At 53.0% G+C, this 14394-nt stretch carries 16 protein-coding genes; 8 read left to right on the top strand and 8 right to left on the bottom strand.

Annotation, left to right across the window (positions count from 1 at the left end; translation table 11 throughout):
• The first annotated feature begins 98 nt into the window (after positions 1 to 98).
• The 4 genes from HRQ87_RS04190 (at position 99) to HRQ87_RS04175 (ending at position 2648) form a co-directional block, all read left to right on the top strand.
• Entirely contained in the window at positions 99 to 611 is a 513-nt protein-coding gene (locus tag HRQ87_RS04190; protein ID WP_174135573.1) for a pyridoxamine 5'-phosphate oxidase family protein, read from the top strand.
• Between the two features lie 67 nt (positions 612 to 678).
• Positions 679 to 1653: an amidoligase family protein gene (locus HRQ87_RS04185; protein WP_174135571.1), complete on the top strand. Its 975-nt coding sequence runs from the start codon at positions 679 to 681 to the stop codon at positions 1651 to 1653.
• On the top strand, positions 1650 to 2369 hold the full coding sequence (locus tag HRQ87_RS04180) for a gamma-glutamyl-gamma-aminobutyrate hydrolase family protein (protein ID WP_174135569.1): 720 nt from the start codon (positions 1650 to 1652) through the stop codon (positions 2367 to 2369). The genes HRQ87_RS04185 and HRQ87_RS04180 overlap by 4 nt, the downstream gene beginning before the upstream one ends.
• Before the next feature lie 114 nt (positions 2370 to 2483).
• The gene (locus HRQ87_RS04175; protein WP_174135567.1) at positions 2484 to 2648 is read left to right on the top strand and encodes a hypothetical protein; all 165 of its coding nucleotides are present in this window, start codon (positions 2484 to 2486) and stop codon (positions 2646 to 2648) included.
• A gap of 29 nt (positions 2649 to 2677) precedes the next feature.
• Here HRQ87_RS04175 and smpB read toward each other — a convergent pair whose 3' ends face one another.
• On the bottom strand, positions 2678 to 3154 hold the full coding sequence (gene smpB / locus HRQ87_RS04170; protein WP_174135565.1) for an SsrA-binding protein SmpB: 477 nt from the start codon (positions 3152 to 3154) through the stop codon (positions 2678 to 2680).
• A gap of 43 nt (positions 3155 to 3197) precedes the next feature.
• Complete coding sequence (locus HRQ87_RS04165; protein ID WP_174135563.1) at positions 3198 to 4070, bottom strand: LysR family transcriptional regulator; 873 nt, start codon at positions 4068 to 4070, stop codon at positions 3198 to 3200.
• Between the two features lie 108 nt (positions 4071 to 4178).
• On the opposite strand from HRQ87_RS04165, the gene HRQ87_RS04160 reads away from it, so the two are divergent.
• The gene (locus tag HRQ87_RS04160; protein WP_174135562.1) at positions 4179 to 4337 is read left to right on the top strand and encodes a hypothetical protein; all 159 of its coding nucleotides are present in this window, start codon (positions 4179 to 4181) and stop codon (positions 4335 to 4337) included.
• A gap of 33 nt (positions 4338 to 4370) precedes the next feature.
• On the opposite strand, the gene dapA is transcribed toward HRQ87_RS04160, so the two are convergent.
• The gene (gene dapA, locus HRQ87_RS04155; protein ID WP_174135560.1) at positions 4371 to 5243 is read right to left on the bottom strand and encodes a 4-hydroxy-tetrahydrodipicolinate synthase; all 873 of its coding nucleotides are present in this window, start codon (positions 5241 to 5243) and stop codon (positions 4371 to 4373) included.
• A gap of 154 nt (positions 5244 to 5397) precedes the next feature.
• Here dapA and HRQ87_RS04150 point away from each other — a divergent pair, with 154 nt between their 5' ends.
• Entirely contained in the window at positions 5398 to 7416 is a 2019-nt protein-coding gene (locus HRQ87_RS04150; protein ID WP_174135558.1) for a lytic transglycosylase domain-containing protein, read from the top strand.
• On the opposite strand, the gene HRQ87_RS04145 is transcribed toward HRQ87_RS04150, so the two are convergent.
• A complete protein-coding gene (locus HRQ87_RS04145; protein WP_174135556.1) occupies positions 7382 to 8251 on the bottom strand; it encodes a DMT family transporter in 870 nt (289 codons plus the stop codon). The genes HRQ87_RS04150 and HRQ87_RS04145 overlap by 35 nt on opposite strands.
• Positions 8248 to 8907 carry a tRNA (5-methylaminomethyl-2-thiouridine)(34)-methyltransferase MnmC2 gene (gene mnmC2, locus HRQ87_RS04140; RefSeq protein WP_174135554.1) on the bottom strand — a complete coding sequence of 220 codons (660 nt, stop codon included), beginning with the start codon at positions 8905 to 8907 and terminating at the stop codon, positions 8248 to 8250. The genes HRQ87_RS04145 and mnmC2 overlap by 4 nt, the downstream gene beginning before the upstream one ends.
• A 51-nt stretch (positions 8908 to 8958) precedes the next feature.
• On the opposite strand from mnmC2, the gene HRQ87_RS04135 reads away from it, so the two are divergent.
• Positions 8959 to 10002 carry an NAD(P)/FAD-dependent oxidoreductase gene (locus HRQ87_RS04135; protein ID WP_174135552.1) on the top strand — a complete coding sequence of 348 codons (1044 nt, stop codon included), beginning with the start codon at positions 8959 to 8961 and terminating at the stop codon, positions 10000 to 10002.
• Here HRQ87_RS04135 and HRQ87_RS04130 read toward each other — a convergent pair.
• The 3 genes from HRQ87_RS04130 to HRQ87_RS04120 form a co-directional block, all read right to left on the bottom strand.
• The gene (locus HRQ87_RS04130) at positions 9997 to 10803 is read right to left on the bottom strand and encodes an HTD2 family dehydratase (protein WP_174135550.1); all 807 of its coding nucleotides are present in this window, start codon (positions 10801 to 10803) and stop codon (positions 9997 to 9999) included. The genes HRQ87_RS04135 and HRQ87_RS04130 overlap by 6 nt on opposite strands.
• Positions 10804 to 11036: 233 nt before the next feature.
• Complete coding sequence (locus HRQ87_RS04125; RefSeq protein ID WP_246251746.1) at positions 11037 to 11843, bottom strand: abortive infection family protein; 807 nt, start codon at positions 11841 to 11843, stop codon at positions 11037 to 11039.
• A 202-nt stretch (positions 11844 to 12045) separates the two neighbouring features.
• Positions 12046 to 12582 (bottom strand): NADPH-dependent FMN reductase, encoded by a 537-nt coding sequence (locus tag HRQ87_RS04120; RefSeq protein ID WP_174135548.1) that lies wholly within the window; start codon positions 12580 to 12582, stop codon positions 12046 to 12048.
• A 75-nt stretch (positions 12583 to 12657) separates the two neighbouring features.
• Here HRQ87_RS04120 and HRQ87_RS04115 point away from each other — a divergent pair, with 75 nt between their 5' ends.
• Positions 12658 to 14316 (top strand): thiamine pyrophosphate-binding protein, encoded by a 1659-nt coding sequence (locus HRQ87_RS04115; RefSeq protein WP_174135546.1) that lies wholly within the window; start codon positions 12658 to 12660, stop codon positions 14314 to 14316.
• The last annotated feature ends 78 nt before the right edge of the window (positions 14317 to 14394 follow it).

The raw sequence follows: 14394 nt of genomic DNA, 5'->3' as shown, positions 1-14394 counted from the left end.
TCTGGCCTTGGCCTGGAACATGTTGGCATCCCTTGCGTTTCTTTTCCAAGACAATCGCGTGATGCGGTTTTTTCACGAAAACAGTTTAGGGGGCCAAAATGGCTGATGTACAGTACGCAGAAGAAAAACCAATGGATGCCTTATTTGATCAATTGGATGATATCCGAAACGGCATGCTTAGCATCAAGGGGTCTGATCAGCACCCGCAGCCGATGACCCATTTTCTGGATCGCGAAACAGGCGTTGTGTGGTTTATCACATCGCGTCAGACAGATTTGGTTGCTGCAATCGGCCAGGGCGCCACAGCACAATATACTGCGGTTTCGCCTGATCAGGATTTCCATATCTCGCTTCAGGGGCCGATTATACAGACTATGGACCAGAAAAAACTGGAAGAGCTATGGGGTGTTATGGTCAGCGCCTGGTTTGAGGGCGATGAAACCGACCCTGATGTCATTTTGCTGAAAATGACACTGGGCGAAGCGGCGATCTGGTCTTCGACCGATAATATCGCGAAGCTTGGCTATCAATTGATCAAAGCGCATCTGAACCCGGAACATACGCCGGACGTCGGGACACATAAGATCGTTGATTTTCGAAAAGCGATGTAGCCGATCATTCAAAAATTTAAACGCACTGGACTGTGGAACCAAACACGGCGCAGTGCGTTTTATGGTCATGTTTGATCAAATAAGCAAAACAGACGTTCACACGCTTCCTATTCAGAATAATGCTGACGGCGATATCAGAAAAGTCGGTATTGAAATTGAGTTGGGCGGTTTGGACGAAGCACAGGCCACATCCGTATTAAAAGATAATTTAGGCGGAAGTATCTCTGTAGATGAAAACAACGATCATCTGTTGAAAGATAGTGAAATAGGCGATGTCGAAATCTATTTGGATATCCGTTATCGTAAAGATGACAATAGCAAGTTGATGGATCTGGGAATTGACCTGTCACGTAGTGTCGTTCCAATTGAAATTGTAACGCAACCCGTTGAACCATCTCAGATTTCTGTGATTGATATTGCGCGGAATGCCTTGCGTGAAAAGGGCGCCATGGGCAGTCGTAGTGGTATTTTATTGGGCTACGGCGTTCATTTGAATATCGAAATTGTCAGCCCGAAATTAAAGGATATTTTGCCGACACTTAAGGCATTTGCATTGCTGGAAGATGTCTTGCGTGATCAGGATCAGATGGATATCTCTCGGCGCGCGCTGCCATTCAGTGACCCTTATCCGCGACGCTTTATAGACTGTCTGGTTGCCGAAGAATTTGAAGATGTCGATGATTTGATTGATCTTTATCTGGAAGAAACACCAACGCGTAATCGCGCACTGGATATGCTACCGATTTTCGCCCACATCGCCCCGGACCGTGTCGCGAAAGATGCCGATAGCCCGTCAATTTCGGCACGGCCAGCATTTCATTATCGCATGCCTGATTGTCGGATTGATGAAAAAGATTGGTCCATTGCCTATGAATGGAACAGGTGGGTGGCCGTCGAACAAATTGCAAATTCCCCTGACGTTATGGCGGCTTTGGAACGCGCATGGCGCGACCAGCGCGCATCATGGACCACTGTGCGTTGGGATTGGGCTAAAACGGCCAAATCAATCCTGGACGATTCAGAGCAAAAGGTGACCGCATGACTCGTCCCAGAATTGGTGTCACCGTATCGCGCCGCAGTGGGTGGCGTGTATTCCCGCTGTTTGCGCTGAACATCTGGCTTGCCGGGGGCAGGGCGGTCCGCTGGCAAAACCCGAATAAGGTCGATATCGAAAGCGTCAAAGGCGTTATAATTGGTGGTGGCGATGATATTTCACCATCTCTTTATGGCGGTGAAATCGTGGCCGAGGCATTTTTCGACGATACACGCGACGCGCTTGAACTTGATGTGATCAAGCAAGCGTTTGATTGCAATATTCCCATTCTTGGGGTCTGCCGCGGGTCGCAAATGTTGAATATCGCCCTTGGCGGAACACTGCATCAAGATGCGTATGGTGTGTTTTCATCCAGACGCTATAAAACCATTTTGCCCCGCAAGACTGTGACAGTTTCCGATGAAACACGGTTGTCCCAAATCGCAGGAAACGACCCCATGAAGGTCAACGCTTTGCATTCGCAGGCAGTTGATACCTTGGGTGATGGTCTGCGCGTGGCAGCACGTGATGAAGGTGGCATGATACAAGCAATTGAACGTATTACAGATCCCTTCGCGCTTGGTGTGCAATGGCACCCGGAACATATCTTTTACGCCCGCCGTCAGCGACGCATATTCAAAGCATTGGTTGCGGCTGCAACCGCGTTGATGGAAAATGAAAATCAGATCAAAGCGGTCAAAGAAGACGCGATATCGTCTGCATAAAACAGAAAATGCTTTCCTGGCTTCGCCTCTGACACATTGTCACAGATACCCTACGGAACAACGCGCAATCAGGTGCGTTATTCAGACAATGGAACCGAAACCGAGGAGAGCAAAATGACCATAGATGTACTAATACTCGGCTTGGCTGGTGTCACATTCGCAGCCGTTATTATTTTTGCTTTAACCAGCAAAAAACAGGTTGTCGAAAAGAAAGAAAATCCGAACAGTGAAAAATCATCACTGGCTGCGGATACAGACAGTCACGGAAACACAAAGTGAAGCATCATTCAAAAATGTCAAAGCGCGCCCTAATCCCCATGGCGTAGCAAACGCTGTTTTTGCCGCCCCCAGTCACGTTTGGCTTCAGTGGCGCGCTTGTCGACATTCTTTTTGCCTTTCGCGATACCGATTTTCAATTTCACAAGACCTTTGTGATTGAAATACATAACCAATGGCACGATTGTCATGCCTTGCCTTGAAGTCGCCTGCCACATTCGCGCAACTTCCCGTCTTGACGCCAACAGCTTTCTTTTACGGCGTTCCTCATGACCAAAGGTTTTGGCTTGGGAATACAGGGGCACATAGCTGTTGGTCAGCCACAATTCGCCATTTTCAACAGCAACATAGCTTTCTGCAATATTGGCCTGACCGCCGCGCAGCGATTTTACCTCGGACCCCATCAGCATGATGCCGACTTCCAAATCTTCCTCGATCGCATAATCGTACCGCGCACGCCGATTTTCGGCGATTACTTTGTAATTAGGATCTGTTTTTGTCTGTGCCATAGCGTTGCGATATAGGGAATTTGGTATCTGTATCCAAGAGCTATTACGCGCTTTGCCTTAACCATCGCACAAAGGTTTGCAGATTTTTCGACTGATGCCCTTTGCGCGTGACGATATAATAGTTCAGGTCGGGATCGGCTTGTTCTTCAATGGCCACAAGTTGACCTGTTACCAAGTCATGTTCCAAAATCGCTTTTGGTTGAACAGATAAGCCATATCCAGCACGCACAGCAGATAAAACCATTTGGATTGTATCATAAACCGTAACGGAATGGTCTTCATACATCATACGATGCACTTTTTCCCATTTCTGATGTTCCTTGCCTTTGCTCTCTATGAACCAACGAGTATTTTTGGGCCAACTGCCGTCTTTGTGCTGTGTATTGGCAACATCGGGATGTGCAATCATAATAAAGTTGGCTGAAACCAGTTTTTCGGCCTCATAAGGCGGCCAATGTCCGCGTCCGTACCGCAGGGCCAAATCAAACCCGTCTTGCTTCAGATCAACCAACGCGGGCGACGGCGTTAGCGAAATCTCAATATCTGGATATTTGGTCCAGAACGCGCCCAAGCGCGGCATCAGCCAGTGTTCAGCCAGCGATGCCGTCACAGAAACCTTAAGTGGAGCCGCCGCGCTGCTGGCTTTCATCGCTGTAATTTCGTCTGCGATATGACCAAAGCCGGTGGCCAGAGCGGTGGCCAAACGTCGACCGTCTTCGGTTAATTCCATCTTGCGGCCTTGTCGGATCATCAGGCTGGTTTCCAGATTGGCCTCTAAGGTCCTGATGTGTTGTGAAATCGCTGCATGGGTGACGTTCAAGGTATTTGCTGCGTCAGTCAAACTTTCAAGTCGGGCTGCGGCCTCAAATGCCCTTAGGGCTGAAAGTGATGGTATAATGCGCCAGTCAATCGTCATGATCTTATTAAATGTTAGTTTAACTTACAGATCAATAATATTCGTGACTCGGTCAAAGCGGTGGCAACTGCTAGCTTTAATTCATCGGATAAAAAAGGAGATGTCCCGATGCTTACCGTAATTGCAGACGCGATGATGGTCGCCACTCGAAACAAACGTCACGACCTGTCGCTGGATTATGACGAACGTCGCCGTCGTAGGGAAGAAAACAGAAAAGCCGACGCAGAATTTTTGCGCCGCTGGAACAAATACACCGGGATGTGGTGAAACCGGGCCGTCCTGTAAGGGCGGCCCGTATCGCTAGTTGATCAGACCCGCATGAATCATCGCGTCCTTGATCACCAGCTTGGTGCCATCGGACAACGCAGTCAGCGGGCTGCGGACCTCCTCCCGGCATAGCCCCAACAGGGACAATCCGTATTTTGCACCAACCAGACCAGGCTCAAGAAAGATCGCGTGGTGCAACGGCATCAGGCGATCTTGATAGTCCAGTGCCTTTGTATAATCGCCCGCAAGCGTCGCGGCCTGAAATTCCGCACAAAGCTTGGGCGCAACATTAGCCGTAACCGAAATGCATCCAACCCCACCATGCGCGTTAAACCCAAGGGCGGATGCATCTTCGCCCGACACTTGCACAAAATCCTTACCGCAGGTCTGGCGTTGATAGCTGACGCGTGTGATGTCGCCGGTGGCATCCTTAACGCCGACGATCATTGGATGTTCTGCCAGCTTGCCCATTGTATCGGGCGACATGTCCACGACGGACCGACCGGGGATGTTATAGATTATGATCGGCAGGCCACAGTCTGCGGCTGCCATATAATGTTCGATCAGCCCGCGCTGCGTCGGTTTATTGTAATATGGCGTCACGACCAAGGCCGCGTCTGCGCCCACGGCTTTGGCCTGATTGACCAGTCGCACGGTTTCGATCGTATTGTTTGATCCGGCACCAGCAATGACCGGAACCCGACCATTCACAGCTTTTACGACCGTTTCGACAACGGTGTCATGCTCAGTATGGCTTAGCGTCGGGCTTTCGCCAGTTGTTCCGACCGGCACAATCCCGCGACTTCCCTGTTCAATATGCCACTCGACCAGCTTTTTCAGCGTATCCAGATCCAACTGGCCGTCCGCGAACGGCGTGACGAGGGCAGGTAGAGACCCTTTGATCATGACACGCTTCCTTTTCTTTTCATGTTACGGGCAATTTCGCCCCGTTAATGCGGCGGACCCTAGCCGCCAAAGGCCCAATTGCCAAGATTAGGGTTTGATGTCCAGAGATTGCAGAGTACTCTTGCATGATCGCTGTTGTCTGACCGGGCTTTGAATGCGCTTTTTTCCCCTTGTTTCAATGTTGTTTATCGTACTTGCCACAGCACCTGCGACTGCGCAGGATCGGCGTGATGGCGTGGCATTGCTGGCCGCGTTTCGGGCAATAAATCAAGGCGATTGGGACAAAGCGCGTGAAAGTGCTGAAAAGCGCAGCACGATCCTTGCCGATATCGTTGAATGGCGCCGCTTGCGCGAAGACGGCGGCACGCTGGCCGAGACGAATCGCTTTTTGCAAAATCATCCTGATTGGCCCGGATTGCAGCGACTTCGGCGGATCGGTGAACAAACACTGGCTCCATCAACGCCACCTGATCAGGTTTTAGCCTATTTTAAAGACCAACCGCCGCAAACAGGTCACGGTATGTTACGTCTTGCCATTGCCTTGCGTGCGACGGGTGACCAAGAAACCGGCGATCAGATGGTCGTTCATGCCTGGAAAACGATGACATTGACCAAGGCGGAATTCGCGACCTTTCTGACGCAAAACACCAAACTACTGGCCCCGCATCATACCGAGCGGCTTGATATGCTATTGTGGCGGGGGCGTCTGGTCGAAGCTGAACGTCTGCTACCGCTGATGGGTAAAGATCAAACCGCCCTTGCCAAGGCACGCATCGCCCTGCAACGAAACATGCCAGGCGTGGATGATCTGATCAAAGCCGTGCCAGAAGACCTGCAAGCAGACGCAGGTCTGGCCCATGCCCGGTTTGAGTGGCGCATCAAGAAAGGCATGCGCGCCGGTGCAATGCAGATTATTCTGGACCAATCAAAAACCGCCGAAGGGTTGGGTTTGCCAGAAGAATGGGCCAATCGCAGGCGTTTATTAGCGCGTCAGGAAATGCGGCAGGGGAACGCCGCACGTGCATATGATCTGGCCAGCGCGCATCACCTGAAAGCTGGGTCCAATTTTGCGGATCTGGAATGGCTGGCGGGTTATATCGCTTTGCGTAAACTGAACCGTCCGCAAGTGGCCGTGAATCACTTTCAACGCTTTTCCGATGCGGTTTCATCGCCCATTTCCCGTGGACGGGCCGGATATTGGTTGGGGCGTGCGTATGAAGCGGCGGGCGATCCGCAAGCCGCAGGTCGTGCCTATGCAGATGGCGCACAACATCAGACCAGTTTTTATGGGCTTCTGGCAGCCGAACGCCTAAGCCTGCCCATGGACCCCGCGCTGGCGAACCGGCCCACACAAGGCGATATGCCTTTCGCGGACAGTTCTGTCTTTGCAGCGGGGCGCATTTTGATGGACGCGGGCCACATCAGCCTGGCCGAGGTCTTTTTGACCCATCTGGCGGAAAGTCTGGATGATCAGGGTGTCGCGCAATTGGCCCTGTTTTTGCAGCAGGAAGACCAACCGCATTTGTCCGTTATGATTGGCAAGCGCGCATCGCGCGGCGGTGTCACGGTGCCCTCTGCATTGTTTCCACTGCACCCGCTGATGGATGCAGACATCCCTGTTGCCCCTGAACTGGCGCTGGCCATTGCACGTCGCGAAAGCGAATTTGACCCGTCCGTGCGCAGTCAGGTCGGCGCGCGCGGCTTGATGCAGTTGATGCCAGCCACTGCCAAGGCGGTCGCAGCAGATCTTGAATTGACCCACACAACCGCCAGATTGTCGGATGCTGTGTATAACGCCATACTTGGCACGGCCTATCTGCGTGATCTGACAGATATTTTTGGCCCGTCCAATGTAATGGTTGCGGCTGCTTATAATGCCGGGCCAAGCCGCCCGTTGCGATGGATGGATGAACGGGGTGACCCCAGAATTGGCGAAGTGGATGTAATCGACTGGATCGAACACATTGAGTTTCGCGAAACCCGGAACTATGTGATGCGAGTGATGGAATCCTTGCCCGTCTACCGCGCGCAATTGACCGGACAGCCACAAAATCTGCGGTTTATGGAAGAATTGATCGGCGCCAAAGCTGTTGTACGGCCCCGTGCGCGGCCAGAACAATTGTCGCCGGCAACGCAGCTTAGTCCGACGTCTGCCGAGAACGATATAAGGTAAACAGCCCCGCGCCGACGACAATCGCCGCCCCGATGGCCACATTGGTTTCAAGCTCTTCCTGAAACAGCGTCAACCCGATGATGGATGCAAAAACAAGTTGTAGATAGGCAAAGGGCTGAACGGCACTGGCCTCGGCCACCTCATAACATTTGATCAGCAGAAAATGCCCAAGCGCGCCAGTGATGCAAAGCGCGCCCATCCAGCGCCAGTCATAGGCGGTCATCGGTTCCCAATACCAAACGCCGATACAGGTCATCAAAATGGCCCCGGTCGTGCCCGTCCAGAAAAAGCTGGTGGCCGCACTGTCCTGGCGGGCGGCATACCGGGTCAGCAAACCGTAAAGCGCAAACATAAGCGCCGATATCACGGCAACGATGGCCGATGGGGAAAAGACCTTGATCCCAGGTTGCAGGATGATCAGCACACCCAAAAAACCGATCCCGATTGCGACCCACCGTCGCCAACCGACCTTTTCACCCAGGATCGGCCCGGATAACGCGGCAATCAGCAACGGGTAACAGGCAAATATCGCATGGCTTTCAACAAGCCCCAGCAAAACGAACGCCAACACCATCACACAGATTTCCGCCGCCAGAAGAAACCCGCGAAACGCCTGCAGAAACGGTTGCCGGGTGGCTGCGGCCTTTTTGATGCCGCCCGCTGATCGGCCTGCCACTGCGATGACAAAAGCCGCAAAGAACCAATAGCGGATCATGACAATCATCAGCACATTGTATTCACTGGCCAGATACCGTGAAATGCCGTCTTGCACCGCGAAAACGAATGTTGTGGCGATCATCAAAATGATCCCCAGTTTCGTGTTCTGTGTCGTCATGCCAGAACCGCTTGTGTCATGTGCCGCTTGCGTCCGTATCCTGTGGTGCGCGTGACTTCAAACCCGGCATCCTGCAAAGCACGCCGCACCGCCCCTGCGGCGGTATAGGTCGCAGCCGTTCCACCCAGACGCGTATGCCGTGCGACATTAGCCAGCAAGTCAGGTTGCCATAATTCGGGGTTCTTGGCGGGCGAAAACCCATCCAGAAACCAGGCATCCGCAGCCCCATCCCAATCTGCAAGTGTCCGGCGCGCGTCCCCATGGATCACTGTCAGCCGCGCATCACCCAGATCATTATCGTCCTCAAGCGCCTGCACCATCTGGTCTGCCAGGTCTGTCAAATCGGGAAAGGCGTGCAGCGCCTTGCGCATGTCGTTTGAGTCCATCGGAAAAGCCTCGAATGATGTGAAATGCAGCACGCCTTGAACATTCGCTGCACGCCATGCCTGCCACGCGACCAAAAAGTTCAGACCCGTTCCAAACCCCAATTCTGCAACCTGAAATCCATCGCGGAACCGTGCGGGCAGATCATTGCCATGCAAAAACACATGCTGCGTTTCGGCCAGACCGTTTTCCAATGAAAAATAAGGATCATCAAAGCGCCGGGAAATCGGGGTTTTACCATCCCGCCAGTCCAAATCTGCTGTCTGGTTCATCGTCGCTGTGTCCTTTAAAGCGTTACGAAACAATGAAGTGGGGATCAGGTCTTGGCAATGGCTGATGTGACGATACGCGGTGCAGGTATATTCGGTTTGTCCGTCGCCTATGCCTGTATGCTGCGGGGTGCCAGGGTGTGTGTTGTTGATCCCAATGGTGTGGCCGCAGGTGCCAGTGGTGGCATTGTTGGCGCACTGGCCCCCCATACACCTGAAAACTGGAATGAAAAAAAAGCGTTTCAGTTCGATAGCCTGATCATGGCGCAGGATTATTGGGCGCAGGTGCAATCCCATTCTGGTCTGCCCACCGGATATGCGCGGACAGGGCGGCTGCAGCCCTTGCCCGATGATCGCGCTGTTGAACTGGCGCGCGTCAGGGTGCAGGGGGCCGCCGACCTGTGGCAAGGCCGGGCGACGTGGCAGATCGTACCACACTCTGATCATGCCGATTGGGCCCCGCAAAGCGCCACCGGATATCTGATCCATGACACGCTATCCGCCCGCATCCATCCACGGCACGCCACCCGTGCGCTGGCCCGCGCTGTTGAAAATCTGGGCGGGCAGATCGTGACACAGGCACCTGACACAAATGGCCCCACTATTTGGGCCACCGGATACCATGGGCTGTTGGAGTTATCGCATGATATGGGAAAACCCATCGGCAACGGTGTCAAAGGGCAAGCCGCACTGCTGCAATTCGATGCCCGTGACACGCCGCAGCTGTTTGCGGATGCCCTACATATCGTGCCCCATCACAATGGGACGGTCGCCATCGGATCCACGTCAGAACGGGAATTTGACGACCCACGGTCAACCGATGCGCAGTTGAATGATATCATCGCTCGGGCGGTCCACAGCTTTCCCGTGCTGCGCAATGCGCCGATAATCGAACGATGGGCCAGCGTGCGCCCCCGTGCCAAAAGCCGCGCGCCGATGTTGGGTCATCACCCCCTGCGCAAAGGGGATTTTATCGCAAATGGCGGCTTCAAAATCGGCTTCGGCATGGCGCCCAAAGTGGGGCAGGTCATGGCCGATCTGATCCTAGAGGCCCGCGATATCATCCCCACAGGGTTCAACGTGACCGATAATCTATGATGTCGCGCGGGCTGTCATGCACAACCGCTCATCCGGCCCTTTGATCCAGGCTTTGCCGTCTTTCCAGCCCATCTGGGCGGTTTCAAAATCCAACAATGGAGCTGTGGCGCGAAAATCAAAACTGGACAGGGCTCCCAGCTTTGCCTGACACATCAAGATAAGATGCTGTGCCAGTAACGGGCCATGCACGACCAGCCCGGCATAGCCTTCGACCTTGCGACAATAATCCAGATCATAATGAATGCGGTGCCCGTTGAAGGTCAGCGCAGAATATCGAAACAACTGGGTTGGTCCGAAATTCACGCGATCAACGATATGCCCGTCTGGCGCAGGTGGCGGGTCAATTTGCGCGTCCCGCTCCGTCGGATCATTACGATAAACAAGATCCTGCCGCTCGGTCACGCAAAGCGCCTCACCTTGCCAAATCTCATGGCGCAAAGTCACAAAGCCCAACGGACCCGACCGCCCTGTTTTCCGTGTGATATTTTCGATTGTCACGCGTTTTTCAGCAGGCATTCCTGCAATCAACGGGCGTTTGAATTCGATCCGACCACCGGCCCACATCCGCCGCGGCAAATCCAAATTGGGGATAAAGCCCCCAAGCCCCGGGTGCCCATCCCGCCCCAGGTCATCCTGTGCCTGAACATCCCAGAAATAGGCCTGATGAAAAAACGGCGGCAACGCATCGCCAGCCCTGATATTGCCGTCCTGTCCCAAAACGGTCAGCAACGCCGCACCCCGCGCCGGATCCATGATATCCGACTGCGTTTTGAACTGCCCGACTGCACTGTTTTCTGACATCAACAAGGCTCCTTCATCGGTATGATGCATGCGTGTTTGATCAAACATCACTTAACACGATTTCAACATCGCTTCAGAACGATTTTTATTGCGGGAGAGTGGAGCCTGATGGGCGATTAGGCTGATTTTAACTACACAGCCCGATAGAGGGAAGTTGCGGCAGTTTTGCGGGGTAGAGAGTGTTTCCACCCCGCTCTACTAAATGTCAGATCACAGCAATCCACAGTATTCTCTTAATCTTCGAAGTGACGCCCATCAACTGCCTTTGAGTAGCGCAGGAATGCTGTAACGCTATCAAAAATGAAGCGAGCCTCCTCCATCTCAACAAGATCTGGATTGTCGTGCGCGAAGGAGCGATCATTACGAATAGGATTCATGGCCTCGAAGACGCTGATAGAACTTCGCATAATTCTTTCGGACATGGGGGTAAGGTTATTTTGCGTCCGCAGTAGATTGACATATTTTCCGACACGAGAGTGGAGTGGATCGTCTTTGCCACATTCTCCGCCTCCACGCTTTCTAACAAGAGACGCAAATCGCTTCATGCAGTAGGTATGAAGTCGATCAATGCCTGCCTGAGGCTTTTTTGCATCCAGATCACGTCGAATAGACGCAACAAGCTCTTCAAGGGTTTCATTTGGTTCAAATGCTTCAATTGCGGATGTATCTATCATATCCGACCGACCCTCAATACGCGCAATTGTCGAAAAGAAACTATGGCGCATTTTTTCTTCATCAGACGAGGGAGGCCAATACTCAAGACTAGCACGATACTCCCAGATCTCTCGCAAAAGCTTAGCGACGGTGGATGGATTGCTGTGTTCAATGAAGGCGCGGAAGCGATTTGCTTTAGACGTGCCACGTCCGTTGAAAAGATGCGCCTCGTAATCTGGATCGATAGCAACAGTTTCATAAAAAAACTCGTTAAATGTCTTTTCGCTGAAGTCGAGAACATAACCTGATTCCATGCCAAGTGCCTGCTCTAGAAAGTTACGCTCACTTCGAGGGATCATTTTTTCGTATGTTTTTCGTTCGTCCATGACATCCAAATATCAATTCGTGAAGTTACCTGCTAGTAGACCCAGACTTAAAGCTATTGTTCAAATTAGTCGAAGCATCCGTCAATCTGATCCCAAACCATACACTGACAAAAACACACCACAAAGCGCCCCATTTCGCCCTTTCCGGCAAAGCACTCAGATTTTTTACAGCGGGTCCGAAAGCACCCGCTGCATTAACCTTTCATTTACTTTTGGCGGCGGCTTTCAGATTGTTCATCAGTTTTCCCAACAGATCCTGATACATCTCGCCCTTCAGGCGGCCATCGTCGTCGAATTCTTTATGACTTGCGGCCACCAGAACCTCGGGCGTTTGCAGCAGGTGGGTCGCAAAGGGCATCATCATCAAGCGCAACGCGAATTGCGCGCGTTCCCCGCCTGCGCGCCCTGCGGTGGCCGACATGATTGCCACAGGTTTGTCGCCCCAGACATTGCCTTCGGTTCGGCTGACCCAGTCCAGCGCGTTTTTCAAAACGCCTGACGGGGCCTTGTTGTATTCGGGCGTTGCAATCACCACAGCATCAGCCTCAGCAATTTGATCGGCCAGTGTTTGCACCTCGGTTGGAATGCCTTTTTCTTCCTCAAGATCACCGTCATACAAGGGAAAACGCAGATTTCCTTGGGTAAATTGCGCGGGCTCAAAATACCGCGCGGCCTCGTGGATCAGCAATGTGTTGGTTGACGCTTTTCTAAGCGAACCAGAGATGCCAAGTAGGTGCATGAAAATATCCTTTTGTTGGTCTGTTCAGACGATAGGATACAAACGCAGAATGACAAGAAAGGTTGCTGAAAACACATGAAAAAAGATAAGTTGCGCCACGGTGGCAAATGTCTGGTCGAACAATTGGCAGCTTTTGGTGTGAAACGCGTGTTTTCAGTTCCGGGCGAAAGCTTTTTGCCGGTGTTGGACGGACTTTATGACAGCCAGATCGAAAACATTGTCTGCCGTCACGAAGGCGGGGCCGCGATGATGGCCGAAGCGCATGGCAAACTAACGGGTATACCCGGCATTGCCTTTGTTACGCGCGGGCCGGGGGCCACAAATGCGTCATGTGGTGTGCATATCGCGCGGCAGGATTCGACGCCTATGATCCTGTTTGTGGGCCAGATCGCGCGCGGACATCGGGATCGCGAGGCGTTTCAGGAAGTTGACTATCGCGCCATGTTCGCGCCCCTGGCAAAATGGGTGGCCGAGATTGACGACGCAGACCGTTTGCCCGAATATATCGGCCGTGCGTTCCATGTCGCACAATCGGGCAGGCCGGGGCCGGTTGTTCTGGCACTTCCTGAAGATGTGTTAACAAAGTTGACAGCTGTCAACTTTCGCTCGGCCCCTGCGCCTGAGCTACCACATGATTTATTCAACGCCGCTGAGAAGATTGCAGATCGTCTGAGCCATGCAAAGCGACCCCTGATAATCGTCGGCGGCCCGCATTGGACCGCGCAAGCCGCACGCGATCTTGAGGTCTTTGCACAGGCCCATGATCTGCCTGTTGCGACAGGCTTTCGGCGGCAGGATTATATCGATAACCGGCACTCTAATTATGCCGGGGATTTAAGTTTTGGGACCAACCCGAAATTGGCTGCGCGTGTGCGGGACAGTGATTGTCTGCTGGTTCTGGGATCGCGTTTGGGCGATGTTGAAACGGGTGGGTATACCTTGATCAATCCGGATGCGCCGGGCAAGACGATCATTCACGTCCATGCCGACGCGGATGAGTTGGGGCGGGTCTATCGGCCCGATCTGGCCGTGACATGTGATGCACCTGCGCTTATATCTGCGCTGGTCGCCGTGCCGGGCAATGCGACAGAAGAACGGGCGAAACACGCCAACGCGGATTATCTTGCATGGCGCGCGCCCGCTGAAACGCCGGGCGATATGAAATTCGAGCAGGTCGTAAGTGGGTTGTCGGATATGCTGCCTGATGATGCCATTATAACCAACGGCGCGGGTAATTATGCGGCGTGGGTCCATCGCTATTTCCAGTTCAAAACCTTTCGCAGCCAGCTTGCGCCGACCAGTGGCAGCATGGGGTACGGGTTTCCGGCGGCCATCGCGGCCAAGCTGGAAAACCCTGATAAAACGGTGGTCTGTTTCGCGGGCGATGGTTGTTTTCAAATGACCCTGAACGAGATGTCGACAGCGGCACAACACGGCGCTGCGGTGATTGTGATCGTGGTAAACAACGGGCGGTATGGCACGATCCGAATGCATCAGGAGAAGACATATCCCGCGCGTGTCTCTGGCACCGATCTGGCCAATCCGGATTTTGCAACCCTTGCACGAGCCTATGGCGGACACGGGGAAGTCATTGAAAAGACAGATGATTTCTTTGATGCATTTCAGCGCGCGCAGGCATCGGGCAAGCTGTCGGTGATTGAATTGAAAGTCGACCCCGAAGCACTGTCGCCAGGCCTTACGTTGTCACAGGCGCGCGCGATGGGGGCATCCTAAGTCTTTGTTAATCTGTGCGCTCTATCACTTTACGAATGCGTTACGGAATCACACATCTGCGTTTTTTTCTTATGGGCT

Origin of the sequence: Parasulfitobacter algicola (assembly GCF_013315265.1) — a bacterium.
In the GTDB taxonomy this organism is placed as follows: Bacteria; Pseudomonadota; Alphaproteobacteria; order Rhodobacterales; family Rhodobacteraceae; genus Parasulfitobacter; species Parasulfitobacter algicola.
The sequence above is the reverse complement of the archived record's forward strand: the minus strand, read 5'-3'. Positions and strand labels throughout refer to the sequence as shown.

Coding starts and splice junctions, on each gene's coding strand:
- HRQ87_RS04190 (WP_174135573.1), top strand. CDS start 99: ATGGCTGATGTACAGTACGCAGAAGAAAAACCAATGGATGCCTTATTT.
- HRQ87_RS04185 (WP_174135571.1), top strand. CDS start 679: ATGTTTGATCAAATAAGCAAAACAGACGTTCACACGCTTCCTATTCAG.
- HRQ87_RS04180 (WP_174135569.1), top strand. CDS start 1,650: ATGACTCGTCCCAGAATTGGTGTCACCGTATCGCGCCGCAGTGGGTGG.
- HRQ87_RS04175 (WP_174135567.1), top strand. CDS start 2,484: ATGACCATAGATGTACTAATACTCGGCTTGGCTGGTGTCACATTCGCA.
- smpB (WP_174135565.1), bottom strand. CDS start 3,154: ATGGCACAGACAAAAACAGATCCTAATTACAAAGTAATCGCCGAAAAT.
- HRQ87_RS04165 (WP_174135563.1), bottom strand. CDS start 4,070: ATGACGATTGACTGGCGCATTATACCATCACTTTCAGCCCTAAGGGCA.
- HRQ87_RS04160 (WP_174135562.1), top strand. CDS start 4,179: ATGCTTACCGTAATTGCAGACGCGATGATGGTCGCCACTCGAAACAAA.
- dapA (WP_174135560.1), bottom strand. CDS start 5,243: ATGATCAAAGGGTCTCTACCTGCCCTCGTCACGCCGTTCGCGGACGGC.
- HRQ87_RS04150 (WP_174135558.1), top strand. CDS start 5,398: ATGCGCTTTTTTCCCCTTGTTTCAATGTTGTTTATCGTACTTGCCACA.
- HRQ87_RS04145 (WP_174135556.1), bottom strand. CDS start 8,251: ATGACGACACAGAACACGAAACTGGGGATCATTTTGATGATCGCCACA.
- mnmC2 (WP_174135554.1), bottom strand. CDS start 8,907: ATGAACCAGACAGCAGATTTGGACTGGCGGGATGGTAAAACCCCGATT.
- HRQ87_RS04130 (WP_174135550.1), bottom strand. CDS start 10,803: ATGTCAGAAAACAGTGCAGTCGGGCAGTTCAAAACGCAGTCGGATATC.
- HRQ87_RS04125 (WP_246251746.1), bottom strand. CDS start 11,843: ATGGACGAACGAAAAACATACGAAAAAATGATCCCTCGAAGTGAGCGT.
- HRQ87_RS04120 (WP_174135548.1), bottom strand. CDS start 12,582: ATGCACCTACTTGGCATCTCTGGTTCGCTTAGAAAAGCGTCAACCAAC.
- HRQ87_RS04115 (WP_174135546.1), top strand. CDS start 12,658: ATGAAAAAAGATAAGTTGCGCCACGGTGGCAAATGTCTGGTCGAACAA.